Here is a 20,767-nt window from a genome sequence, read left to right on the forward strand (position 1 = left end):
GACTTTATAAATCAGTGTTAGCGAGGTGCAGGCAGTTGCAGTGGTGTGAGTAACGGCTGGCCACTAAAAAACGCCTGCAGGTTGTCGACTACCAATTGCACGGTGTCTTTAGCCGCTTCGGGCGATTGGCCGGCCACGTGCGGGGTCATGACCACGTTGCTGAGGGTTTTCAGGCCATCGGGGACCAAGGGTTCGCCCTCGAACACATCAAGCCCGGCACCGGCGATGGTGCCTGCGGCCAGGGCGGTGATCAGGGCTTGAGTGTCGACCACGCTGCCCCGGCCAATGTTGATCAGGTAGCCGTCGGGGCCCAGCGCTTGGAGTACGCTGGCGTCGACCAAGTGTCGCGTGCCCGCACCGCCGGGGGTCGCCAGCACCAGAAAGTCCACCGCGCTGGCCAGGTCGTGTACGTTGGCGCGGTAGGTGTACGGGCTGTCCGGGCGGGGTTGGCGGGTGTGATAGCTGACGCTCATATCAAAACCCAGCGCGGCCCGTTTTGCGATGGCTTGACCCACTGCGCCAAGGCCGACAATGCCCAGGCGTTTTCCGGACAGGCTCGGCTGGCGTACTTTGATCCACTCGTTGCGGCGAACGCTGGCGTCTGCCTGGGGTATGCCGCGCACCGTGGACAACAGCAGCGCCAGGGTATGGTCAGCCACGCACGAGGCGTTGGCCCCGGCGCCATTGGTCACCTTGATCCCGCGATTGCTGGCGGCCTGCAAATCGACTTCTTCATAGCCGGCGCCAATCACGCAGATGATGCCGAGCAAGGGTAGGGCGGCCATTTCATCATCGCGCAAACCCAGCGGGCCGCGGGTCAGCACGACGTCGATACGTGCGCCGTGAGTGGCGATGGCCTCGGCGCGGCTGGCGGCGCTGGGCGCAAGAATCAGTTCATAACCCTGGTCTTCCAGCAGATACAGACAGTCGTTAACCGTTTCAACCAGCACCAGCACTACGTGGCCCATGGGGAGACTCCAGACAGGGATGACCGAGAATGAGGCGAGATTAGCACCTCTGTCCCGGGGTTTTCCCTGTATCAACTTGATACAAACGCTCTATTTGGAGGTTTTTTCATCTGCGCGTCGGATGTTCGGCCTTTGCCTGCGTGCTGCGCTGGAGCCGAGCCGGGTCGGCCTGTTAAGATTCGCCCTTTGTTTTATCTTCACTTCGAGATCGCTCATGACCACCGTTCGCACGCGCATCGCGCCATCACCGACTGGCGACCCCCACGTAGGTACCGCTTACATCGCTTTGTTCAACTACTGCTTTGCCAAGCAGCATGGCGGCGAGTTCATCCTGCGCATCGAAGACACTGACCAATTGCGTTCGACCCGCGAGTCCGAACAGCAGATCTTCGACGCCCTGCGCTGGTTGGGGATCACCTGGAGCGAAGGCCCGGACGTAGGCGGGCCGCACGGTCCGTACCGTCAAAGCGAGCGCAGTGACATCTACAAGCAATACACCCAAGAGCTGGTCGACAAGGGCTATGCGTTCCCGTGCTTCTGCACCGCAGAAGAGCTGGACCAGATGCGCGCCGAGCAAATGGCCAAGGGCGAAACCCCGCGTTACGACGGCCGTGCCTTGCTGCTCTCGCAAGAAGAAATCGACCGCCGCCTGGCCGCAGGCGAGCCGCACGTGATCCGCATGAAAGTGCCGACCGAAGGCGTGTGCGTGGTGCCGGACATGCTGCGTGGCGACGTCGAGATCCCGTGGGACCGCATGGATATGCAAGTACTGATGAAGGCCGACGGCCTGCCAACGTACTTTTTGGCCAACGTGGTCGATGACCACCTGATGGGCATCACCCACGTGCTGCGTGGCGAAGAATGGCTGCCATCGGCGCCAAAACTGATCCTGCTGTACGAATACTTTGGCTGGGAACAACCGCAGTTGTGCTACATGCCGTTGCTGCGAAACCCGGACAAGAGCAAGCTGTCCAAGCGCAAGAACCCGACGTCGGTGACGTTCTACGAGCGCATGGGCTTTATGCCTGAGGCCATGCTCAACTACCTGGGCCGCATGGGCTGGTCGATGCCGGACGAGCGCGAGAAGTTCTCGCTGCAAGAAATGGTCGATAACTTTGATCTGTCCCGTGTCTCTCTGGGCGGGCCGATTTTCGATATCGAGAAGCTCTCCTGGCTCAATGGCCAATGGCTGCGTGACCTGCCGCTGGAAGAGTTCGCCTGCCGCGTGCAGCACTGGGCGTTGAACCCCGACTACATGATGAAGATCGCGCCGCTGGTGCAGGGCCGGGTTGAAACCTTCAGCCAGATCGCGCCGTTGGCCGGGTTCTTCTTTGCAGGCGGTGTACAGCCGGATGCCAAGCTGTTTGAGCACAAAAAGCTCTCCGGCGATCAAGTGCGCCAGTTGATGCAGTTGATTCTGTGGAAGCTCGAAAGCCTGCGTCAGTGGGAGAAAGACGCGATCACGGCGTGCATTCAGACCGTGGTGGAAGCCCTTGAACTGAAGCTGCGTGATGCCATGCCGCTGATGTTCGCTTCCATCACAGGCCAGGCCAGCTCGGTGTCGGTACTGGATGCCATGGAGATCCTGGGCCCGGACCTGACGCGCTTCCGTCTGCGTCAGGCGCTGGACCTGCTGGGTGGCGTGTCGAAGAAAGAAAACAAAGAGTGGGAAAAGCTGTTCAGCGCAATGGCTTGATTCGCGTTTATTTGTAGTCGCTGCCGAAGGCTGCGAGAGGGGCCGAAGGTATTTTGGAACAGCAGGGCTGCTATGCAGCCCATCGCAGCCTGCGGCAGCGACTACAATTTTAATCAGCGCGCCCCTGTGTTTTCGGGGTTTTAAGGGTAAGTGGTTGTTCTCACGGCAAATTTTTTTAGAAATTTTTAAAAATAAGTTTGACAGCCTACCGATCCAGTCTTAATATGCGCCCCGTCCACACAGCAACACGCAACACTGACTGTTTGGGGCTATAGCTCAGCTGGGAGAGCGCTTGCATGGCATGCAAGAGGTCAACGGTTCGATCCCGTTTAGCTCCACCAAATTTTAGGTTCACTGCCTGGCCACACCGGCATTGAATCGATCAGCACTCAGCGCTGATCAAATAGAAGGTTTGTGTCCCCTTCGTCTAGTGGCCTAGGACACCGCCCTTTCACGGCGGTAACAGGGGTTCGAGTCCCCTAGGGGACGCCAGTTTCACAGAAGCAGCATTTCGGTGTTGCTCCGCCGCCAGGCGATAAATCGGGGCTATAGCTCAGCTGGGAGAGCGCTTGCATGGCATGCAAGAGGTCAACGGTTCGATCCCGTTTAGCTCCACCAATTTACAGTTCAATGTCGGGCCACACTGGCATTGAATCGATCAGTACTCAGCACTGATCACTGTTAGAAGGGTTTGTGTCCCCTTCGTCTAGTGGCCTAGGACACCGCCCTTTCACGGCGGTAACAGGGGTTCGAGTCCCCTAGGGGACGCCACGATTACCCGCTCTGCGGGATTTTTAAGGGTCATTCATTATTTGAATGGCCCTTTTGTTTTTCTGGCGTTCGGCCATTTCCATTCCTTTTGCCTTTGCCATCAGTCCGAGCCTGCCTCAGTGCAGATCGGGTGCGTTACACTGCGCGCTTTATTTGTAGGCAGGGAGACAGGCATGAATTGGGATCTGGCGACGCCGTTCATCATTGATCTGCAGGTGCAGAGCGAAGACATCGACGGTTTTGGCCATGCCAATAACGCCGCCTATGTGGTTTGGCTGGAGCGCTGCGCCTGGCGCCATTCCCAGCGCCTTGGGCTGGATTTGACCGAATACCGCAGGCTCGACCGGGCCATGGCAGTGGCGCGCCACGAAATCGATTATCTGGCCAGCGCCTATGAAGGGGATGAGCTGCAGCTCGCGACCTGGATTGTCGATTTTGACAAACGCCTGCGTCTGACCCGGCACTTTCAATTGATCCGGCCAAGCGATGGCGCAACCTTGCTGCGTGCGCAAACCACGTTTGTCTGCATCGAGCTGTCGACGGGCAAACCCAAGCGCCTGCCCCCCGAGTTTCTGGAAGGCTACGGTTCGGCGGTCGTGGCGCCTTGATCGAGATACCGATTGGTCACATAACCCCGTAAACTGCCGCACGTTTTTTATGAGAGTCACCCATGCAAATTGCTTTGGCACCGATGGAGGGGTTGGTCGACAACATCCTGCGTGATGTCCTGACCCGCACCGGCGGTATTGATTGGTGTGTGACCGAATTTATTCGGGTCACTGAACGGCTGCTGCCCGAAGCCTATATCCACAAGTTCGCTCCTGAGCTGCAACACGGTGCCAAAACCCGTGCTGGCGTGCCCCTGCGCGTGCAACTGCTGGGTTCTGACCCGGCGTGTCTGGCGGATAACGCCGCGCTGGCCTGCCAATTGGGCAGCGAGGTCATCGACCTCAACTTTGGTTGCCCGGCCAAGACCGTGAACAAGTCCCGTGGCGGTGCGGTGCTACTCAAAGAGCCTGAGCTGCTGCATGCGATTTTGCTGCAAGTGCGCCGTACGGTACCTGCGCATATCCCGGTGACGGCCAAGATGCGCCTGGGCTTCGATACGCCCGACAGCGCCAATGAATGCGCGATTGCCCTGGCTGAAGGGGGCGCGAGCCAGATCGTGGTGCACGCGCGGACCAAAATGGACGGCTACAAGCCGCCTGCGCATTGGGAGTACATCGCCCAGGTGCAAGAGGTGGTCAAGGTGCCGGTGTTTGCCAATGGTGATATCTGGTCGGTTGAAGACTGGCGCCGTTGCCGCGAAATCAGCGGGGCTGAAGACATCATGCTCGGTCGTGGTCTAGTGTCGCGCCCGGACCTTGCCCGGCAAATCGCTGCTGCGCGGGCAGGCGAAGAGGTGGTTGAAATGACCTGGGCCGATTTACAACCGATGATCCGCGACTTCTGGGCGCAAGCTGAAGCGCAACTGACGCCGCGTTCGGCGCCGGGGCGGCTCAAGCAGTGGTTGGCCATGTTGACGCGCAACTACCCTGAAGCGGTGGTGCCGTTCAATGCCATGCGCCGCGAAACCGACTGTGAAAAGGTTCGGCATCTGGTCAACAACCCGCCTGTGGATGGCGCGTAAAAAATTTCAAAAAGCCTCTTGAAATGATTTTGCCGATCCCTACTTAGGGGTTAAGCGATGCCGAAACCGGGTCGCGTAGACAAAATCTCGCTGAAATCAGGAGGCTAAATTATGAACACCGCATTTTCTCTGGCGCCACTGTTCCGTAATTCTGTCGGTTTTGACCGTTTTAGTGATCTGTTTGAAACCGCGCTGCGTAACGATTCCAGCGCTGGCTATCCACCTTACAACGTCGAAAAGCACGGTGATGACAGCTATCGCATCGTGATTGCGGCGGCAGGGTTTACCCAGAATGATCTGGACCTGCAAGTTGAAAAAGGTGTGTTGAGCGTCAGCGGCAGCAAACGTGAAACCTTCGGTGACAACACCGAAAGCAGCGCTGAAAAACCAGCATCAGGCGTGACCTACTTGCATCAGGGCATCGCGCAACGGGCATTCAAACTGTCCTTCCGTCTCGATGACCATATCGAGATCAAAAACGCGAACTTGAGCAATGGCTTGCTGAGCATCGACCTGCAGCGGGTGGTGCCCGAAGAAGCAAAAGCCAAACGCATCCCGATCAACAGTGGGGATCAACAGCCTGCTCTGCAAAACTGATGTGAGTCAGTGCTGGAACCCCGTCTTATAGGCGGGGTTCTTTTTTGCAGGAGGAGGGGGAGATTGCAACGGATCTGCAAGCGCGTGTTTCTATCGCCTGAAAGGGCCCAAAGCTTCAACTAGTCTGCCAAGACAGGCCTCAACATCGGGGCATTGACTGGAGCTTTAGATGAAAAACAAACGCGCACGTGATTCAGAAACGGGTCTGTTTATTCCGTTGGAGGAGGCCAAGCGCCGCCCGAAAGAAACCACCGTCGAAACCATCAAGAAAACGCCCAAGCCTTCACCCAAGCGTTAACGGGCAACACACAGGCACTTGCTCCGACTCTCTCCCCGGGGCAGGTGCCTGTTTTTTATCTGTTGGCGTGTTACTCGGCGACATGGGCCGTTTTTGGTTGATGCTGTTGCAGGTTCTTGTCGGCTTTATAGCGCAGCGCTACGTCAGGCACGCTGCTGGCTTTGCCGGTTTCAACCCAGTTACGGATACGCCCGGCATCGGCAAAGTGAGTGTATTTGCCGAATGCATCCAGAATGACCAATGACACAGGGCGATTACCCATTTCGGTCACCAGCACCAGACAATGGCCCGCCTGATTGGTGAAGCCGGTTTTGGTGATCTTGATGTTCCATTTGTCTTTGTTGATCAAATGGTCGGTGTTGTGAAAGCCCAGGGTGTAGTTGGGTTTACGGAACGTCACCGATTTTTCTTTGGTAGTACTCAGCTGGCTGAGCATCGGGTAGTGGCGCGCGGCGGCGAGCAGCTTGCTCAGGTCGCGGGCCGTCGAAACGTTGCGCGGCGACAGGCCGGTGGGTTCAACGTAATGGGTGTGCATCATGCCCAGGCTCTTGGCCTTGGCGTTCATGGCGGCAATAAACTTCACGTAGCCGCCCGGGTAGTGGTGCGCAAGGCTGGCCGCAGCGCGGTTTTCCGAGGACATCAGGGTGATCAGCATCATTTCGTGACGTGACAACTCGCTGCCCAGCTTGACCCGCGAGAACACGCCTTTCATTTCCGGGGTGTCGCTGATGTTGACCGAGATGTACTCGTCCATCGATTGCTTGGCGTCCAGCACCACCATCGCGGTCATCAGTTTGGAAACCGATGCGATGGGCACGACCACGTCCGGGTTGCTGGCGTAAATGACTTTATTGGTTTGCAGGTCGATCAGCAGCGCGCTGCCAGAAGCAATGTGCAGTTTCGACATGTCTCGAGGGGACATGGTGCCTTCCGTCGCTGCGGCGATTGAAGGAGCGGCTGTGCCTGTCAGAACTAAAAATAGGCTCAAAATCGAAAGATGAATTTTCACGCAGATTGACTCAATGATGGTTAAGGAATTCTGAACGGCAACCGTTGGTATACATATAACGTTACATTTTTGGAGTATGGATTAATAACGTTAGAAATGCCTGTATTTGCAGGGGGTTATGGCATTTATTTCACGTAGATAATTACCCGAGAGATTTTAAATCGAGCAGGGCACTGAAACGTTCAATATCCGGCTCGATCAAGGGTAGCAGTCCAAGGCTGTGCGTAGCCTGAACGGCGCCCGTGTCCGCAGCGCTCGCGGCGCGGGCAGGAGACCCTTGAACTGCGGTCAATGGTGTAAAATGCCGCCCTTTGAAATTGACCGGCCAGCCTGATGACCCCTGAAGCGTTAACCACCTTGCACCTGCATTTAATCACCGCCCTGGAAACTGCGCCTGCTGAAACACGGCGTATTTTCCATGGGCGCGGCCGCTGCTGGCCGAGCCTGGAGCAGTTGACGGTGGACTGGCTGCAAGGTGTGGTGTTGGTCTCGTTGTTTAAAGAGCCGGAGCCTGCCCAGCTTGAAGCTCTGAAGCAGATGCTGCTGACGATTGTGCAGTCGCCGGTGTGGCAGGCCTGTGGCGCCCACACGTTGGTGATGCAGCATCGCTACACGTTGCAAAGTGATACTGAATGGCTGGCGGGTGAGCCGGTGGACGAGTGGACGCTCACCGAAGGCGGGTTGCGTTATCAGGTGGACCTGGGCCGCAAGCAGAACAACGGGCTGTTTCTGGATATGCGTTATGGCCGTAACTGGGTGCGGGAGAATACCGAGGGTAAGCGGGTCTTGAATCTGTTTGCCTATACGTGCGGGTTTTCTGTCGCGGCCATTGAAGGCGGCGCTGAGCATGTGGTGAACCTCGACATGTCACGTGCGGCTCTGAGCCGTGGCCGGGACAACCACCGGCTAAACGGGCATGACACCGGCAAGGTGAGCTTCCTTGGGCATGAGTTGTTCAAGTCTTGGGGTAAGGTCAAAAGCCTGGGGCCTTACGATGTGGTCATCATCGACCCGCCTTCGTTCCAGAAGGGCAGTTTTTTGCTGACCAAGGATTACCAGCGCGTGCTGCGGCGCTTGCCGGAATTGCTCACTGAAAACGGCACGGTATTGGCGTGCATGAACGACCCTTCGCTGGGCTCCGAGTTTTTGATCAATGGTGTGACCGCCGAGGCGCCGAGCCTGCGCTTTGAGCAGCGGCTGGAAAACCCGCCGGAGTTTCCGGATGCCGATCCTGAGTGCGGACTCAAAGCGCTGGTGTTCAAGCAGGGCGTGTGACAGGCAAAAAAAAGCCCGCGGGAGAGTGCGGGCCAAGGTTCATTGAATGAGCGGGGTCACTATACAAGTCGTCTGTTGTGACCACCGTGAAACAAAATTCATGAGCCCGGATGAAGCTGCAGGCCCTGTAGGAGCGAGCTTGTCTCGCGATCTTTTGATCTGCCCTCTCCCGAAGGAGAGGGAGTATCGGCGAGGACGGTGGCCTCCCGCGGCTCACACGTTAGCGAGTGCGCGACGACTCAAACAGGAACCAGACGCGGCGTTCGGCTTCGTCGATCCAGTTTTCCAGCAGGCTGGTGGTGGCCACGTCACCCGACTCGGAGCACAGCTCGTGGGTGGCGCGCATATAGGCGGCCAGTTGGATGTTGTCCTCGCGCAATTCGGCCAGCATGTCTTCCGGGGTCACGAAATCAGCATCGTTGTCCAGCAGGCGCTGGAGCTTTTTGATATGCCCGATCGAGCGGATTGTGGTGCGCCCCAGCTTGCGCACGCGCTCGGCAATGGCATCGGTGGTGGCAAAAATCTGATCAGATTGCTCATCCAGCAGCAGGTGGAAGTCACGGAAGTGCGGGCCGGACATGTGCCAGTGGAAGTTCTTGGTTTTCATGTAAATGGCGAACGTGTCGGCCAGCAATGCATTCACTTCTGCAGCAATGTTGATGCGTGCTTCTTCGCTCAGCGCCGAAGGTGTCCGCAGATCGGCCTTTCTGCTTTCCTTGGCGGATTTCAGGTCTTTCATGGTCGTTCCTCGTGTTGGCTGTGAATAGGCTTAAACGAATGAATAGTGGGGCTGACTAAAGACCACGAACAGTGGTTCGTCAAACCCGCCGGGCGGCTCAATAAGGGCGGCTAAACGTTACGACCTGACGAAGAGCAAGATCGTTCAAGACTTTCACTAATCAAGTTGCGACCCTTTGTCGCTGCATACTGCCGGGATGTTTTTTGATGCCTACTTCGCTTCCTCGCGTCGCTTTTACACGCGGTGCGATTGCTTGTCTGCCCTTGACGCTGGCCTGCGCGCCCTGGGGGCTTTTAGCCGGTTCGACGGCGATTGATGCGCAATTGACGCCGATGCAAGCCCAAGGGCTGTCGCTTTTTGTATTTGCCGGGGCAGCCCAATTGGTGGCCATTGGCATGATCAAAGGGGGCGCCAGTGCGCTGTCCATTTTGATCACCACACTGCTGCTGACCTCGCAACACATCCTCTATGCGATGCATTTGCGCCCCATCGTCGCGCCCATGGAGGCTAAGTGGCGCGCCAGCCTTGGCTTTTTGCTAACCGATGAGTTTTTTGCCTTGGTCAGCCCGTATGACCAAAAAACCTTCAACCGCTGGTATGCGCTGGGCGTTGGCTTGTGCATGTATGTGGGCTGGAACCTGTTTACCTGCCTGGGGGTGATTGTCGGTAAAAGCATTCCGGGGCTGGATCAGTTGGGGCTGGAGTTCTCGATTGCCGCAACGTTCATTGCCCTGATCACGCCGATTGTGCGCAATGTGCCAACGCTGATTTGCGTCGCCGTCTCGTTATTGAGCGTGGTGCTGTTCAGTTATTGGCAATGGGAGTCGGCGATTGTGCTGGCGGGGTTGGCGGGTATGACCGTCGGGTATCTGTGCAAACGACTGGGAGCGTACTTCGCATGACGGTATGGCTGATTATTGGCGGGATGACGCTGATTCTGTTTTTTAACCGCTATCTGTTTCTCGAACCGCGCTTGCCGATTCGCTTGAACCGCGGGGTTCGTGAGTTTCTGGGGTTTGCGGTGCCAAGCATGTTAACGGCGATTTGCGGGCCGATCATTTTTATCAAGGATCACACCCTTGATCTGAGCCCCACCAACCCGTACCTGCTGGCGGCTGTGTGTGCGATAGGGCTGATGCTCTGGACCCGCAACGTGTTGCTCAGTGTCGTGTTAAGTGTGGTGTTGTTTTATCTGTTTCGCTGGTGGCTATAACTTGCGCTGCGGCGCGTGATTTGAACGGGCCGCTGACGGGAACACCGTCAATGACCACATACCAGCACGCCAGCAGACCGTCCGCGCGAAGCGGTTCGGGAACTGCGCTGCCGACAACCGACATGATATGGACCTTTGGCATAGGAACCTCCTGCTATCAAACAATGGCGCCACTTTAAGGCTTGGGCCCATGCGTAAAAAATCATTACGCGTGATAGTCGCCATTGATGCGGGTGAGGTTGTTTCTACGCAGTCTAGTCGACAACTTGATCAAGCATCTGCATCACTTCATGGTCACTCAGCAAACCCTGGCTGACCAGGTGTTGGGCCAGCAGTGAAACCAGCTTGGCGGTGCGGTGGCCTTCAAGCTGTTTGAGTTCGGTCAGCGTGTTGTAGACCTTGCTGGAAGTGCACAGGCCTACAGTACGGTGCGGGTTTTGTGTCGGCATACAGGTCGTCCTTGTTTTTATGGTGTGCGAAGTGTCACGGCCAGAGCGTCGAAAGTGTGTGCATGCTGATGCCGTAGTTTCAGCCAATACTGTGTCCAGTGCGTGACAATCGCAACCTCAATTCAAACCTGGCGGCAACTGAGCAAGCCTGCCGCTGGGGTGTTGACTGCGATTACCAGCGTGGAGGGCCGTAATAACCGCGGGGTGGGCCGTAGTACACCGGTTGTGGTCGGCCGTAATAGGCCGGTGCATAAACCGGTTGTGGTTGTACGTAAACTGGCTGCGCCTGGTAGTACACCGGAGGTGCCTGCACATAAACCGGTTGTGGTTGCACATAGACCGGGTGTTCTACGTAAACCGGGCGCTGTTGGCTGGCGACTATCGAGCCAACAACCGTAGCACCGACCACTGCGCCAACCAGCGCCGGGCCAGCACCCCAACCGCCATGGGCGGATGCCTGGCCTGCGACAGCTAGGGCGCCGATCAGCAAAGCAACTTTGGGGAAGGTACGCATCATGACGATTCCTCTGCTTTCAACCCCGCGTCTTGGCCTGCACCAGGCCATATGAAATAGCGGGGATAACATTGAGACAATCTTTTTAGAAAAAATTGCAAAATGTTTCGGTAAAGTTTGTGTAAGGTCTTGTGCTCGCTGACACGTTTCAGCGAGCGCTATGATCCGGCAAATTTATCGCGGCGGCTTGAGCCGTTTATCCGAAAGCACGAGGAGATGAACATGCAAATGAATCCGAACAAAGACACCCGGCTATGCATCTCGATGTCAGGCAGACCTGGGAATTTCGGACTGCGTTTTCATAATCATCTGTATGAACAGTTGGGCCTGAACTTTTACTACAAAGCCTTCAGCCCCAAAGACCTCGCCGGGGCCATTACCGGCATCCGGGCTTTTGGTATTCGCGGTTGCGGGGTGTCGATGCCCTTCAAGGAGGCGAGCATTGCGTTGGTCGACGAACTGGACGCTTCGGCGCAGGCCATTCAGTCGATCAACACCATCGTCAACACAGACGGGCACCTGAAGGCCTACAACACTGATTACATCGCCATTGCGCAATTGCTGCGTGATCACCAGGTTGCCAAGGACACCACGTTCGCCTTGCGCGGCAGCGGCGGCATGGCCAAGGCCGTGGCTTCGGCCTTGCGCGATGGCGGGTATCACAATGGCGTGATCGTGGCCCGTAACGAAGTCACGGGTTCTGCGCTGGCGAAAAACCTCGGCTACTCATGGCAGGCAGAACTGGGTCAGCAGCGGCCGCAAATGCTCATCAACGTTACGCCGGTTGGCATGGCGGGCGGTGCTGAGGCCGATGATCTGGCGTTTGCCGCTGAGGCGATCGATCAGGCCGAGATCCTGTTTGATGTGGTAGCGATCCCCGTTGAAACGCCCATGATCATTCGTGGCCGTGAGCAAGGCAAACGGGTCATTACGGGCCTTGAAGTGATTGCCATCCAGGCGGTTGAGCAATTTGCCCTGTACACCGGCGTGCGCCCAACCCCGGAGCAGTTCCAGGCGGCGGTGGCGTTTGCACGCAGTTGATGGTTGAGCCATAAAGGCCGAGATTCGGCCTTTATGGCGCTTAGCGCTTAAAGGTGCGCCAGTCGCACGCCATTTTCGTCAACACGCAGGCTCACGGTGCCGCCGATGATCAATGGGCGCATGTCCGGGATATGGCCATTGGGAAACCCGAACACTTTCGGGAAGGAATACTGGGCCACGCGTTCGGCAATAATTGATTGAGCAATGGGGCTGTGCGGCGACGTGTCATCCGCGATGTTTTTCATGCCGCCAATAATCAGGCCTTTAACCTTTTCAAAAGCCCCTGTCTGTTCGAGGCTTTTAAGGTAGCGGTCAATCTTGTAGTAAGCGTTCTCACCGATTTCTTCGAGAAACAGAATGGCGTTGTCGTAATTGAAGTTAAAGCGGGTGCCAGAGAGTGCGGTCACGACGGTCATGTTTCCGCCAATCAGGGTGGCGCACGCAGAGCCCGGTTCATTGAGCAGGTTATTGTCCAGTTGGTACTTCGGTTTGATGCCTTTAAAGAGGTTGAAAATATTCTGATAAGAATCGGCTGACGGGGTTGGCGTGCTGATGATGTTTTGGCCGTGTACCGACTCAATTCCGTGCCTTGCCAGCAGGCTCTGCAAGAAGGTGATGTCGGAGTAGCCGATTAACCATTTGGGGTTATGTACGAAACGGCTCAGGTCGATGTGCTCCAGCAGTTGAACGCTGCCATAGCCGCCACGGGTTGCCCAGATGGCATCAATCGAATCGTCGTCCAGTGCCCACTGCAAGTCCCTGAGTCGTTGTTCGGGCGTGCCCGCGTAGGTGTAATGATGCGCATGTCTGGCGAGCGCAAACTCACCGTAAACAGGTGTATAGCCCTGTTCAATGATCATGTTGTGAGTGTGCGTCAGCAGGTCTGGATTAGACACAGCCCCGGCCGGGGAGACGATGGCGATCCGGCTGCCGGGTTTAAGGTTTTTAGGTGTTATTGAACACAAGGTCATTACTGAAACACTCCATGACGCCATCGTTTTATCGTGGGTAAAACTACGATATGAAGTGACTAGCCTAGTCTTCGATCACCGGATTTATTCAAAGACGAGTCGCTTTAACGCGCGGGAAGATTCCTGATAATGAGTGGCTTTTTTAAAAAAGCCCCCGATGCCGGATTGAGCGGCGCGGCATCTGATGGGGGCTATGCAGGGTGTTATTCCAGTTCGCTCAAACGTGCTTCCAGTGCCGCAATGCGTGCTTCGAGTGCTTCAAAGCGCTCAAGGGATACACCTGAAGGGCTGCGCTCGGCGGGTTGCTGGCGGGCTGCGATGATTGCTTCGATGTCTGCCGGGTCGCCCAGTGCGTGGGTATAGCGATCTTCGCGCTGGCCCGACTGGCGCGGAATAAGCAGCGCCAAATCACGGGCAATCAGCCGTTCGAGCTGATGCTGGACTTGGTCTGTGTCTTCAAAATCATGCATGCGGTTGCTGCGAGTGAGCAGTTCGTTGAGGGTTTGCGGGCCGCGCAGAAACAGCAGGCCCAGCAGAACGACTTGGGCCGGAACCAGTTCCAGTGCCTTGTCGACTTTGTGCTCCCAACGATCGGCGCGACTGCCCATGACCAAACGGGTAAAGCCCTGGCCTTCAAGCGCACGCAAACTCTGGCCCACCTGGCCTTGGGTCAGGTTCATCACCGGCTCGCGACTAGTCTTCTGGTTGCAGGCCAGCACCAGCGCATTGAGGGTCAGGGGGTAGGTTTCCGGGTTGGTGGCCTGCTTCTCGATCAAGGAACCGAGGATGCGGATTTCAGTGCTGTTAAGCCGAGCTCCGGTGTCGCTGTCGTGTTCAGTGCTCATCACGCTTTCCTTGTGCGTTTAAAAGGAGATCAGAGTGTTGCGATCACACTCAATTGTCATCCGCTCCTTATAGGTTCAACACTGACTAAAAGACAAGCCGCTTCTTGCGCGGCGTATGCCTATAATCGCCGCACATTCACTTCCCGCCCACAGACTGTCGAGACTTTCATGACTATCTCTCTGTACGCTGCTTCTGTTCCTGTGTTCAAACAAATGCTCAACGCCCTGAGCGGTGTGTTGAGCAAAGCTGAAGCCCACGCCGCAGCCAAGAACATTGACCCGAATGTGTTCCTGCAAGCACGCTTGGCTCCGGACATGTTCCCGCTGGTGCGTCAGGTGCAAATCGCGGTTGATTTCACCAAGGGTGTTTCGGGCCGTCTGGCTGAGATCGAGCTGCCTAAATACGATGACAGCGAAGTGACCTTTGCTGACCTGCAAGCTCTGATCAGCAAGGTGCTGGCGTTTGTTGACGGCATTACGCCTGCGCAAATCGATGGCAAGGAGGGGATCGAAATCATCACCCGTCAGGGCACGCCTAAAGAAAAACGCTTCACCGGCCAGGCTTACCTGCTGACTTACGGCCTGCCGCAGTTCTTCTTCCACGTGACCACCGCTTACGCGATTCTGCGCCACAACGGCGTTGAAATTGGCAAGCGTGACTACATGGGCGCGTTCTAAGCATTGCGCCAAGCCACGCGTGACAGACTCAGGAGCACCTGCGCGGGTGCTCCTGTTTTGTAAGGCCTAGGCCTGTTCTTCTTCGGCCAGGCACACAGCAGCGGTAAACAGCACGTCGGTTGACGAATTGAGTGCGGTTTCAGCGGAGTCCTGCAGGATGCCGATGATGAAACCGACCGCCACCACCTGCATGGCAATTTCGCTCGGGATACCAAACAGGCTGCACGCCAATGGAATCAACAGCAGCGAGCCCCCCGCAACACCCGAAGCGCCACAGGCGCACACGGCCGCCATCACGCTGAGCAGAATCGCGGTCGGCACATCCACATCAATCCCCAGCGTATGCACGGCTGCCAGCGTCAAGACGGTAATGGTGATGGCCGCACCCGCCATGTTGATGGTCGCGCCCAATGGAATCGACACCGAGTAGGTGTCTTCATGCAAACCCAGACGCTCACTCAGCGCCATGTTGACCGGAATGTTGGCCGCCGAGCTGCGGGTGAAGAACGCAGTGATCCCGCTTTCACGCAAGCACATGAACACCAGCGGGTACGGGTTACGGCGCAGCTTCCAGAACGCGATCAGCGGGTTGACCACCAGGGCCACAAACAGCATGCAGCCGATCAGCACGGTGAGCAGGTGCAGGTAGCCCAGCAGGGCGCCAAAACCGGAGGTGGCGAGGGTCGAACTGACTAGGCCGAAAATACCCAATGGCGCGAAGCGGATCACCACACGCACGATCAAGGTCACGCCGTTGGACAAGTCGTTGAGCACGGTGCGGGTGGTTTCGCCGGCATGGCGAACAGCAATGCCCAGGCCAATCGCCCAGGCCAGAACGCCGATGAAGTTGGCGTTCATCAGGGCGCTGACCGGGTTGTCCACCGCGCTCAGCAGCAGGCTTTGCAGCACGTCGCTGATGCCGCCGGGAGCGGACACGGTGATGTCTTCAGTGAGCAGGATCAGGCTGGACGGGAACAGCATGCTGGCGATCACGGCGACAACTGCCGCCGCAAACGTGCCGATCAAATACAGCACCAGGATTGGGCGGATGTGGGTGACCTGGCCTTGTTTGTGGTTGGCAATCGAGGCCATGACCAGCACAAACACCAAAATAGGCGCCACGGCTTTCAGGGCGCTGACGAACACCTTGCCGACAAAAGCCACCGAGAGCGCCGCCGCAGGTGCCAGCCAGGCCAGCAAAATACCGGCAATCAGACCGATGACAATTTGGGTCACCAGGCTGGTGCGTTTGAGCGTTTGCAGCAGGGTAGGTGGAGCATCAGTCATAAGGAGTGTCTCTAGTTGTTGTGGGTAGCGCATTCAACGACTCTGGCGTTGACTCAACCTTTAGCCGGCAGGCAATAACGGCCAGCAGCCGCGCTTAAACGTGATGAGTTAAGCAGAGTAGGGGTGGATTCAGTCATGCGTGCAGAGCACGCTTGTCTGACTAAGGTCAGAACGGGGGGCGGACTTTACCACACAGAAGTAGGAGCTTTCCTACGCAAGGGCGATCTGCCGCACCTTGGCGCGTAGGTCTACTGCGGCAACTCCCCATGCTGGCGAAGCATTCTGTTACCATTGCGCATCCCCCACTTTCTTTAAATCAGCGGGCCTTTCGGGCTTTCGCTGGCGTTGTCGTCTTTGGAGTTATTCATGCTGTTGCCCATCCTGCTGCTGTCTGCGGCCGGTTTCACCGTGCTCACCACCGAGTTCATTATTGTCGGGCTGTTGCCTGCGATCGCCCGTGACCTTGAAGTCAGCGTGTCGCAGGCCGGTTTGCTGGTCACGCTGTTCGCCTTCACCGTGGCGGCATTAGGGCCGTTTTTGACGGCCTACTTCGCCCGCTTTGAGCGCAAGCGCTTGTTTATCGGCATTTTGCTGATGTTTGCCTTCGCCAATACCGTGGCCGCGCTGGCGCCGAATATTTGGGTCATGGCGTTTGCGCGATTGCTGCCTGCGCTGGGCTTGCCGGTGTTTTGGGCGCTGGCCAGCGAAACCGCCGTCAATATTGTCGGCCCTGAATACGCGGGCCGTGCAATTGCGAAGATCGGCTTCGGGATTGTCTGTGCGACGGTGTTTGGTATCCCGGTCGGGACGTTGATCTCGGATGCCTGGGGCTGGCGCAGTGCGTTCGCAATTCTGGCCGTGATCGCCCTGGCCAAGGCTTTGCTGCTGTGGGTGTATTTGCCAGCAGTCAAAGGCGTCAAAGAGGGCGTCACCTTGCGTTCACAGTTTGGCCTGCTGCGCAGCCCGCTGATGATCGGGCATATCGTGCTGTCCGTGCTGGTGTTCAGCGGCATGTTCACGGCCTACACCTATTTGGCCGATATCCTGGAGCGCCTGGCCGGGTTTGACGGCACGCTGGTGGGGTGGTGCTTGATGGGCTTTGGCGCTGTTGGCCTGATTGGCAATTCGTTAGGCGGGCGCATGGTAGATCGCCATCCGCTGATTGCGTCGATGGTGTTTTGCGCGTTCATGATTGGCGGCATGGTGGCGCTGGTGCCGAGCATTCACTCCACGCTGGGGCTGGCGGCCGCGATGGGTGTTTGGGGGGTGACCCAGGCAGCGCTGTTTCTGGTCAGCCATGTGCGGCTGATGAAAGCCGCGCCGCAGGCACCGGCCTTTGCCGCATCGTTGAACATTGCCGGGGCTAACCTGGGGATCGGCCTTGGCGCGCTATTTGGCGGGCATGTGATTGATACCTACGGGCTGGGCAGCCTGGGCTTCGCCGGCGCCGGTTTTATTCTGGTATCGATCATCCTTGCATCGCTGCTGATGACGATGAAGCCGCGGGCGGCCTGCGCCTGATCAGCGGCTTTCAGTAAACAGCTCCCGTCGCGCGCCCTCGGTAATCGCCACTATGCCTGGGTGGAGGATCTTGCGCTCGACGGTAATGGCATAAAACGATTCGGTGACGGCCTCGGTCTGGCCGATCAGCTCAACGTCAAATTGGCGCATGACCTCGTCGGCGATCACGCTGGGGGCGATAAACACGCCGGTGCCTGATTGGCCAAACGCCTGCATCAGCGCGCTGTCATCGAATTCACCAACAATTCTTGGCTGTATTTTCAGCTCGGCCAGCCAGCGCAACAGGCGCGTGCGGATCACTGTTTCCGGCCCCGGGATCAGCAGGGGCGCGTCTTGCAGGCTCTGCGGGAAGTGTTCGGCATACGCTTGGGCGAGGCTTGCGGTGGCAAAAAAACTGATTCCACATTCGCCAAGCTTTTGGCTTAGGCCTTTAATGTCTAGATGGGATGGCATCGGACTGTCGGAAATGACCAAATCAAGCCGTTGAATCGCCAGGTCTGCCAGCAGCCGGTCGAGCTTGTCTTCGCGGCAGGTAATGCGAACGGGTTTGTCCAATTCCATGGTCGGGGCGATCAGCCGATACACAATCGACTTGGGCACCACATCGGCAACCCCGACCCGCAAGATCACCTGTTGCTCCTTGGGCGCCATGCGCAGCATGCTTTCCAGTTCGGCGCCCACCTGGAAGATCTGTTCGGCGTAGGGCAACACCTGGCGCCCGGTTTCGGTCAGCTCCAGTTGGCGCCCGACCCGGCGAAATAAAGGCAAGCCGTAGGTGTCTTCCAGCAGGCTGATTTGCCCGCTGATGGTTTGTGCGGTCAGGTTCAATTGCTCGCAGGCGCGCACGATGCTGCCGGTTTTGGCAACGACCCAAAAGTAATGGAGTTGGCGGTAATTGAGCATATGATTGGCAACACTTCGTAAAAACCGAAGTATAACGCTTAAAAATACGAATTTTCCTGAAGTGTCTGGCTCTCTAAAATCGCGCGTTATTCGCAGGCCACATTGCTGGCCGCAGGTTTAAAGAGGACACCTCACGATGAATATGCAAAAAGCAGGTTATGCCGCGCTGTTGGCGTCCACCTTATTGCTGCTGAGCGGTTGTGATCAGGCAGAAAAAGCCGCGCAGCAGATGCTCAGTAAAACTGCTGAGGCTGCCAAACAGGCCATTGATGACACCCACAAGGCCGCCGAGCAGGCGCTCAACGACGCCACCGGCGGGCGCTTGATTGAACAGCAGCCACCGGCTGAAGAAAATAAAGAAACATCGCACACCATTTAAGTTGTCTTACAGAAGGGTCAGAACACACCTATGGAATACCTTTTAGAACTGGCGGTCAGCCCTACGGCCTGGATTGCACTGGCCACGCTGATCGTGATGGAAGTGGTTCTCGGGATCGACAACCTGATCTTTATCTCGATCTTGACCAACAAGCTGCCCGAGCAATTTCGTACCAAGGCCCGCCGTATCGGTATCGGCCTGGCGCTGATTCTGCGCCTGGGCTTGCTCAGCACCATCGCTTACATCGTGCAGTTGACCACGCCGGTATTCGAAGTCTTGGGGCAGGCGTTCTCCTGGAAGGACATGATTCTGATCGCCGGCGGCCTGTTCCTGGTCTGGAAAGCCACCAGTGAAATTCACCACAACATGAGTCCTGACGCCGAGGACAAGGCCGAGAGCGTATCGTCCAAAGTGGCTGTAGGCTTTGCCGCCGCGATCGGTCAGATCCTGATGCTGGACCTGGTGTTCTCCATAGACAGTATCGTGACGGCGGTCGGTATGACCGAGCACTTGCCGATCATGGTGATTGCAGTTGTGGTGGCGGTGATGGTGATGTTGCTGGCTTCGGAGCCTCTGGCCAAGTTCATCAACGAAAACCCGACCGTGGTGATGCTGGCGCTGGCGTTCCTGATCATGATCGGCATGACCCTGATCGCAGAAGGTTTTGGTGCTCATGTACCAAAAGGCTACGTGTATGCGGCGATGGCGTTCTCCGCCACCGTAGAAACCCTGAACATTCTCGCGCGTCGGGCCCGGGAAAAACGTCAGGCTGGCGTGACCCAGTAAGCGCAGGCTGTCACTCAAAAACCGTCCATCCTTGTCAGGGTGGACGGTTTTTTTGCATTTAGTGCGCGTTGGCGGTGGTAGCGGCCGGTTGGGCGGATTTTTGCTTGGGTTCTGGCTGGGGCTGCGGATGATGATGACGGCTGATGCGCATCAGGCCCCAGAGCATGGCGGCGGCAACGGCCAGCCACCCGGTGATCAGCAAGATAATGGTCAATGTCGGGCTCATAAGTGCCTCCTTTGCCCACGACGGGCATAAACACACTTCAGATGACAGTCTAGCTTGAGCGGTGTTTCAGTCTATTGACCAAAGGTCGTGCTGCACCAACTGATTGGCTCTATGTAGGAACTTTCACTGTGCTTTAAGGCTATACCAGACCCTGTTGGCGCCCTATGATCGTCGACCATGGCAGACCTTGCGGTCTGGCGTTCATTCAAAGCGAGGGCGTATGCAGGGACTGAGTGGATTGAAAGGGCTGCGTCTGTGGCTGCTGGCCGCATTGGCCGTGACTGTTGTGGGGTGTGCCAGTGTTGACCAGGCGCAAATGCGTCATCTGCCAGAGCGGGTTGAGCTTAACGGCGTGCCTTTTTTTCGCGGTAACGCCCATCAAAGCGGCCCGCAAGTGTTGGCCAGTATGCTGGGTGAGCAGCGCATCAGAATCACTCCGGGCCTTTTGACCAAGCCACTCAAACTGCCAGAGGCCGAAGCTTCGTTGCAAAGCAATATGGAGCAACTGGCCGGGCAATACGGGCTGATGGTGTACCGGCTGGATCCTGCGCTCACAGCGCTGTTGACCCAGGTTGCCGCAGGCCACCCGGTGATGGTGCGCTTTATGGAGGGGCGAGTCTGGAGCGAACCGCGTTATGCAGTGCTGGCGGGCTATGACCGCAACAAGCAAACCGTATTGTTGCGTGCGGGCATGGATCGGCGCCGGGTCATGGACTTCAGCAAGTTTGAATCCAGCTGGAAGGATGCTGGCAGCTGGGCCGTGCTGATTTTGGCCCCGGACCAACTGCCGGTGAGTGTCGACAAAGAACGCTGGTTAAAGGCGGCTAACGACCTGTCCCGCTTGGGCCAGGAGCAAGCCGCGAGCAAAGCCATCAAAGCCCTGCAATAACAAACACCCACTGTAGGAGCGAGCTTGTCTCGCGATCTTTTAAAAGATCAAAAGATCGCGAGACAAGCTCGCTCCTACAGGG

25 protein-coding genes and 4 tRNA genes are annotated in these 20,767 nt (G+C 57.1%); 18 read left to right on the top strand and 11 right to left on the bottom strand.

Features of this window, described 5'->3' with window-relative positions:
• Window positions 1-17: 17 nt before the first annotated feature.
• On the bottom strand, window positions 18-968 hold the full coding sequence (locus AAEZ03_RS03765) for a 2-hydroxyacid dehydrogenase (protein ID WP_350576169.1): 951 nt from the start codon (window positions 966-968) through the stop codon (window positions 18-20).
• A 214-nt stretch (window positions 969-1,182) separates the two neighbouring features.
• Between AAEZ03_RS03765 and gltX the strand changes: the two genes are divergently transcribed.
• From gltX to AAEZ03_RS03810, 9 genes are all read left to right on the top strand, one after another.
• Window positions 1,183-2,664 (top strand): glutamate--tRNA ligase, encoded by a 1,482-nt coding sequence (gene gltX / locus AAEZ03_RS03770; protein ID WP_350576172.1) that lies wholly within the window; start codon window positions 1,183-1,185, stop codon window positions 2,662-2,664.
• 265 nt (window positions 2,665-2,929) lie between these two features.
• A tRNA-Ala gene (locus AAEZ03_RS03775) sits at window positions 2,930-3,005 on the top strand.
• 75 nt (window positions 3,006-3,080) lie between these two features.
• A tRNA-Glu gene (locus tag AAEZ03_RS03780) sits at window positions 3,081-3,156 on the top strand.
• 50 nt (window positions 3,157-3,206) lie between these two features.
• A tRNA-Ala gene (locus AAEZ03_RS03785) sits at window positions 3,207-3,282 on the top strand.
• A gap of 77 nt (window positions 3,283-3,359) precedes the next feature.
• Window positions 3,360-3,435 (top strand) — tRNA-Glu (locus tag AAEZ03_RS03790).
• A gap of 173 nt (window positions 3,436-3,608) precedes the next feature.
• Entirely contained in the window at window positions 3,609-4,043 is a 435-nt protein-coding gene (locus AAEZ03_RS03795) for an acyl-CoA thioesterase (RefSeq protein ID WP_048388601.1), read from the top strand.
• A gap of 62 nt (window positions 4,044-4,105) precedes the next feature.
• A complete protein-coding gene (locus tag AAEZ03_RS03800; protein ID WP_350576176.1) occupies window positions 4,106-5,065 on the top strand; it encodes a tRNA dihydrouridine synthase in 960 nt (319 codons plus the stop codon).
• A 111-nt stretch (window positions 5,066-5,176) separates the two neighbouring features.
• Entirely contained in the window at window positions 5,177-5,662 is a 486-nt protein-coding gene (locus AAEZ03_RS03805; RefSeq protein WP_048368873.1) for an Hsp20 family protein, read from the top strand.
• Window positions 5,663-5,831: 169 nt separating this feature from the next.
• A complete protein-coding gene (locus tag AAEZ03_RS03810; RefSeq protein ID WP_256665494.1) occupies window positions 5,832-5,960 on the top strand; it encodes a hypothetical protein in 129 nt (42 codons plus the stop codon).
• Window positions 5,961-6,030: 70 nt separating this feature from the next.
• Here the strand turns inward: AAEZ03_RS03810 and pbpG are convergent, their stop codons facing one another.
• Window positions 6,031-6,969 (bottom strand): D-alanyl-D-alanine endopeptidase, encoded by a 939-nt coding sequence (gene pbpG, locus AAEZ03_RS03815; RefSeq protein WP_048368874.1) that lies wholly within the window; start codon window positions 6,967-6,969, stop codon window positions 6,031-6,033.
• 333 nt (window positions 6,970-7,302) lie between these two features.
• Between pbpG and AAEZ03_RS03820 the strand changes: the two genes are divergently transcribed.
• Entirely contained in the window at window positions 7,303-8,244 is a 942-nt protein-coding gene (locus AAEZ03_RS03820) for a class I SAM-dependent methyltransferase (protein ID WP_123750502.1), read from the top strand.
• A gap of 220 nt (window positions 8,245-8,464) precedes the next feature.
• Here the strand turns inward: AAEZ03_RS03820 and AAEZ03_RS03825 are convergent, their stop codons facing one another.
• Window positions 8,465-8,983, bottom strand: a complete 519-nt coding sequence (locus AAEZ03_RS03825; RefSeq protein WP_123750503.1) for a Dps family protein — start codon at window positions 8,981-8,983, stop codon at window positions 8,465-8,467.
• Window positions 8,984-9,189: 206 nt separating this feature from the next.
• On the opposite strand from AAEZ03_RS03825, the gene AAEZ03_RS03830 reads away from it, so the two are divergent.
• A complete protein-coding gene (locus AAEZ03_RS03830; RefSeq protein WP_048368879.1) occupies window positions 9,190-9,885 on the top strand; it encodes an AzlC family ABC transporter permease in 696 nt (231 codons plus the stop codon).
• Window positions 9,882-10,196: an AzlD domain-containing protein gene (locus AAEZ03_RS03835; RefSeq protein WP_350576181.1), complete on the top strand. Its 315-nt coding sequence runs from the start codon at window positions 9,882-9,884 to the stop codon at window positions 10,194-10,196. The genes AAEZ03_RS03830 and AAEZ03_RS03835 overlap by 4 nt, the downstream gene beginning before the upstream one ends.
• Here AAEZ03_RS03835 and AAEZ03_RS03840 read toward each other — a convergent pair.
• The 3 genes from AAEZ03_RS03840 to AAEZ03_RS03850 all read right to left on the bottom strand — a co-directional run bounded on the left by AAEZ03_RS03840 (window position 10,144) and on the right by AAEZ03_RS03850 (window position 11,162).
• Window positions 10,144-10,338 carry a hypothetical protein gene (locus AAEZ03_RS03840; protein ID WP_082148659.1) on the bottom strand — a complete coding sequence of 65 codons (195 nt, stop codon included), beginning with the start codon at window positions 10,336-10,338 and terminating at the stop codon, window positions 10,144-10,146. The two genes, AAEZ03_RS03835 and AAEZ03_RS03840, sit on opposite strands and share 53 nt — an antisense overlap.
• 112 nt (window positions 10,339-10,450) lie before the next feature.
• On the bottom strand, window positions 10,451-10,645 hold the full coding sequence (locus tag AAEZ03_RS03845) for a hypothetical protein (RefSeq protein WP_123750505.1): 195 nt from the start codon (window positions 10,643-10,645) through the stop codon (window positions 10,451-10,453).
• A gap of 172 nt (window positions 10,646-10,817) precedes the next feature.
• Window positions 10,818-11,162: a hypothetical protein gene (locus AAEZ03_RS03850; RefSeq protein WP_048368882.1), complete on the bottom strand. Its 345-nt coding sequence runs from the start codon at window positions 11,160-11,162 to the stop codon at window positions 10,818-10,820.
• 219 nt (window positions 11,163-11,381) lie between these two features.
• Here AAEZ03_RS03850 and AAEZ03_RS03855 point away from each other — a divergent pair, with 219 nt between their 5' ends.
• Entirely contained in the window at window positions 11,382-12,200 is an 819-nt protein-coding gene (locus AAEZ03_RS03855; RefSeq protein WP_123750506.1) for a shikimate 5-dehydrogenase, read from the top strand.
• Between the two features lie 47 nt (window positions 12,201-12,247).
• Here the strand turns inward: AAEZ03_RS03855 and AAEZ03_RS03860 are convergent, their stop codons facing one another.
• Complete coding sequence (locus tag AAEZ03_RS03860) at window positions 12,248-13,171, bottom strand: S66 peptidase family protein (RefSeq protein ID WP_350576185.1); 924 nt, start codon at window positions 13,169-13,171, stop codon at window positions 12,248-12,250.
• 203 nt (window positions 13,172-13,374) lie between these two features.
• The gene (locus AAEZ03_RS03865; protein WP_153391433.1) at window positions 13,375-14,016 is read right to left on the bottom strand and encodes a YceH family protein; all 642 of its coding nucleotides are present in this window, start codon (window positions 14,014-14,016) and stop codon (window positions 13,375-13,377) included.
• Window positions 14,017-14,184: 168 nt separating this feature from the next.
• Between AAEZ03_RS03865 and AAEZ03_RS03870 the strand changes: the two genes are divergently transcribed.
• On the top strand, window positions 14,185-14,694 hold the full coding sequence (locus AAEZ03_RS03870) for a DUF1993 domain-containing protein (protein WP_350576187.1): 510 nt from the start codon (window positions 14,185-14,187) through the stop codon (window positions 14,692-14,694).
• A 66-nt stretch (window positions 14,695-14,760) separates the two neighbouring features.
• On the opposite strand, the gene sstT is transcribed toward AAEZ03_RS03870, so the two are convergent.
• Window positions 14,761-15,981 (bottom strand): serine/threonine transporter SstT, encoded by a 1,221-nt coding sequence (gene sstT / locus AAEZ03_RS03875; protein ID WP_278940875.1) that lies wholly within the window; start codon window positions 15,979-15,981, stop codon window positions 14,761-14,763.
• A 366-nt stretch (window positions 15,982-16,347) separates the two neighbouring features.
• Here sstT and AAEZ03_RS03880 point away from each other — a divergent pair, with 366 nt between their 5' ends.
• Window positions 16,348-17,502, top strand: coding sequence for an MFS transporter (locus AAEZ03_RS03880; protein ID WP_273223157.1), 1,155 nt, complete (start codon window positions 16,348-16,350; stop codon window positions 17,500-17,502).
• Here AAEZ03_RS03880 and nhaR read toward each other — a convergent pair whose 3' ends face one another.
• Window positions 17,503-18,405 (bottom strand): transcriptional activator NhaR, encoded by a 903-nt coding sequence (gene nhaR, locus AAEZ03_RS03885; RefSeq protein WP_153329809.1) that lies wholly within the window; start codon window positions 18,403-18,405, stop codon window positions 17,503-17,505.
• A gap of 136 nt (window positions 18,406-18,541) precedes the next feature.
• On the opposite strand from nhaR, the gene AAEZ03_RS03890 reads away from it, so the two are divergent.
• A complete protein-coding gene (locus AAEZ03_RS03890; RefSeq protein WP_350576191.1) occupies window positions 18,542-18,784 on the top strand; it encodes a hypothetical protein in 243 nt (80 codons plus the stop codon).
• 30 nt (window positions 18,785-18,814) lie between these two features.
• On the top strand, window positions 18,815-19,570 hold the full coding sequence (locus AAEZ03_RS03895) for a TerC family protein (protein ID WP_350576194.1): 756 nt from the start codon (window positions 18,815-18,817) through the stop codon (window positions 19,568-19,570).
• A gap of 58 nt (window positions 19,571-19,628) precedes the next feature.
• Here the strand turns inward: AAEZ03_RS03895 and AAEZ03_RS03900 are convergent, their stop codons facing one another.
• Window positions 19,629-19,796, bottom strand: coding sequence for a hypothetical protein (locus AAEZ03_RS03900; protein WP_350576197.1), 168 nt, complete (start codon window positions 19,794-19,796; stop codon window positions 19,629-19,631).
• Between the two features lie 220 nt (window positions 19,797-20,016).
• Here AAEZ03_RS03900 and AAEZ03_RS03905 point away from each other — a divergent pair, with 220 nt between their 5' ends.
• Window positions 20,017-20,685, top strand: a complete 669-nt coding sequence (locus AAEZ03_RS03905; protein WP_350576200.1) for a PA2778 family cysteine peptidase — start codon at window positions 20,017-20,019, stop codon at window positions 20,683-20,685.
• Window positions 20,686-20,767: the final 82 nt, after the last annotated feature.

The organism is Pseudomonas sp. HY2-MNA-CIBAN-0224, from assembly GCF_040310285.1.
Taxonomy (GTDB): domain Bacteria; phylum Pseudomonadota; class Gammaproteobacteria; order Pseudomonadales; family Pseudomonadaceae; genus Aquipseudomonas; species Aquipseudomonas helleri.

Excerpts from the sequence above, each read along its gene's own strand:
- AAEZ03_RS03765 (WP_350576169.1), bottom strand. The coding sequence starts at position 968 with ATGGGCCACGTAGTGCTGGTGCTGGTTGAAACGGTTAACGACTGTCTG.
- gltX (WP_350576172.1), top strand. The coding sequence starts at position 1,183 with ATGACCACCGTTCGCACGCGCATCGCGCCATCACCGACTGGCGACCCC.
- AAEZ03_RS03795 (WP_048388601.1), top strand. The coding sequence starts at position 3,609 with ATGAATTGGGATCTGGCGACGCCGTTCATCATTGATCTGCAGGTGCAG.
- AAEZ03_RS03800 (WP_350576176.1), top strand. The coding sequence starts at position 4,106 with ATGCAAATTGCTTTGGCACCGATGGAGGGGTTGGTCGACAACATCCTG.
- AAEZ03_RS03805 (WP_048368873.1), top strand. The coding sequence starts at position 5,177 with ATGAACACCGCATTTTCTCTGGCGCCACTGTTCCGTAATTCTGTCGGT.
- AAEZ03_RS03810 (WP_256665494.1), top strand. The coding sequence starts at position 5,832 with ATGAAAAACAAACGCGCACGTGATTCAGAAACGGGTCTGTTTATTCCG.
- AAEZ03_RS03820 (WP_123750502.1), top strand. The coding sequence starts at position 7,303 with ATGACCCCTGAAGCGTTAACCACCTTGCACCTGCATTTAATCACCGCC.
- AAEZ03_RS03825 (WP_123750503.1), bottom strand. The coding sequence starts at position 8,983 with ATGAAAGACCTGAAATCCGCCAAGGAAAGCAGAAAGGCCGATCTGCGG.
- AAEZ03_RS03830 (WP_048368879.1), top strand. The coding sequence starts at position 9,190 with ATGCCTACTTCGCTTCCTCGCGTCGCTTTTACACGCGGTGCGATTGCT.
- AAEZ03_RS03835 (WP_350576181.1), top strand. The coding sequence starts at position 9,882 with ATGACGGTATGGCTGATTATTGGCGGGATGACGCTGATTCTGTTTTTT.
- AAEZ03_RS03840 (WP_082148659.1), bottom strand. The coding sequence starts at position 10,338 with ATGCCAAAGGTCCATATCATGTCGGTTGTCGGCAGCGCAGTTCCCGAA.
- AAEZ03_RS03845 (WP_123750505.1), bottom strand. The coding sequence starts at position 10,645 with ATGCCGACACAAAACCCGCACCGTACTGTAGGCCTGTGCACTTCCAGC.
- AAEZ03_RS03850 (WP_048368882.1), bottom strand. The coding sequence starts at position 11,162 with ATGATGCGTACCTTCCCCAAAGTTGCTTTGCTGATCGGCGCCCTAGCT.
- AAEZ03_RS03855 (WP_123750506.1), top strand. The coding sequence starts at position 11,382 with ATGCAAATGAATCCGAACAAAGACACCCGGCTATGCATCTCGATGTCA.
- AAEZ03_RS03860 (WP_350576185.1), bottom strand. The coding sequence starts at position 13,171 with ATGACCTTGTGTTCAATAACACCTAAAAACCTTAAACCCGGCAGCCGG.
- AAEZ03_RS03865 (WP_153391433.1), bottom strand. The coding sequence starts at position 14,016 with ATGAGCACTGAACACGACAGCGACACCGGAGCTCGGCTTAACAGCACT.
- AAEZ03_RS03870 (WP_350576187.1), top strand. The coding sequence starts at position 14,185 with ATGACTATCTCTCTGTACGCTGCTTCTGTTCCTGTGTTCAAACAAATG.
- sstT (WP_278940875.1), bottom strand. The coding sequence starts at position 15,981 with ATGACTGATGCTCCACCTACCCTGCTGCAAACGCTCAAACGCACCAGC.
- AAEZ03_RS03880 (WP_273223157.1), top strand. The coding sequence starts at position 16,348 with ATGCTGTTGCCCATCCTGCTGCTGTCTGCGGCCGGTTTCACCGTGCTC.
- nhaR (WP_153329809.1), bottom strand. The coding sequence starts at position 18,405 with ATGCTCAATTACCGCCAACTCCATTACTTTTGGGTCGTTGCCAAAACC.
- AAEZ03_RS03890 (WP_350576191.1), top strand. The coding sequence starts at position 18,542 with ATGAATATGCAAAAAGCAGGTTATGCCGCGCTGTTGGCGTCCACCTTA.
- AAEZ03_RS03895 (WP_350576194.1), top strand. The coding sequence starts at position 18,815 with ATGGAATACCTTTTAGAACTGGCGGTCAGCCCTACGGCCTGGATTGCA.
- AAEZ03_RS03900 (WP_350576197.1), bottom strand. The coding sequence starts at position 19,796 with ATGAGCCCGACATTGACCATTATCTTGCTGATCACCGGGTGGCTGGCC.
- AAEZ03_RS03905 (WP_350576200.1), top strand. The coding sequence starts at position 20,017 with ATGCAGGGACTGAGTGGATTGAAAGGGCTGCGTCTGTGGCTGCTGGCC.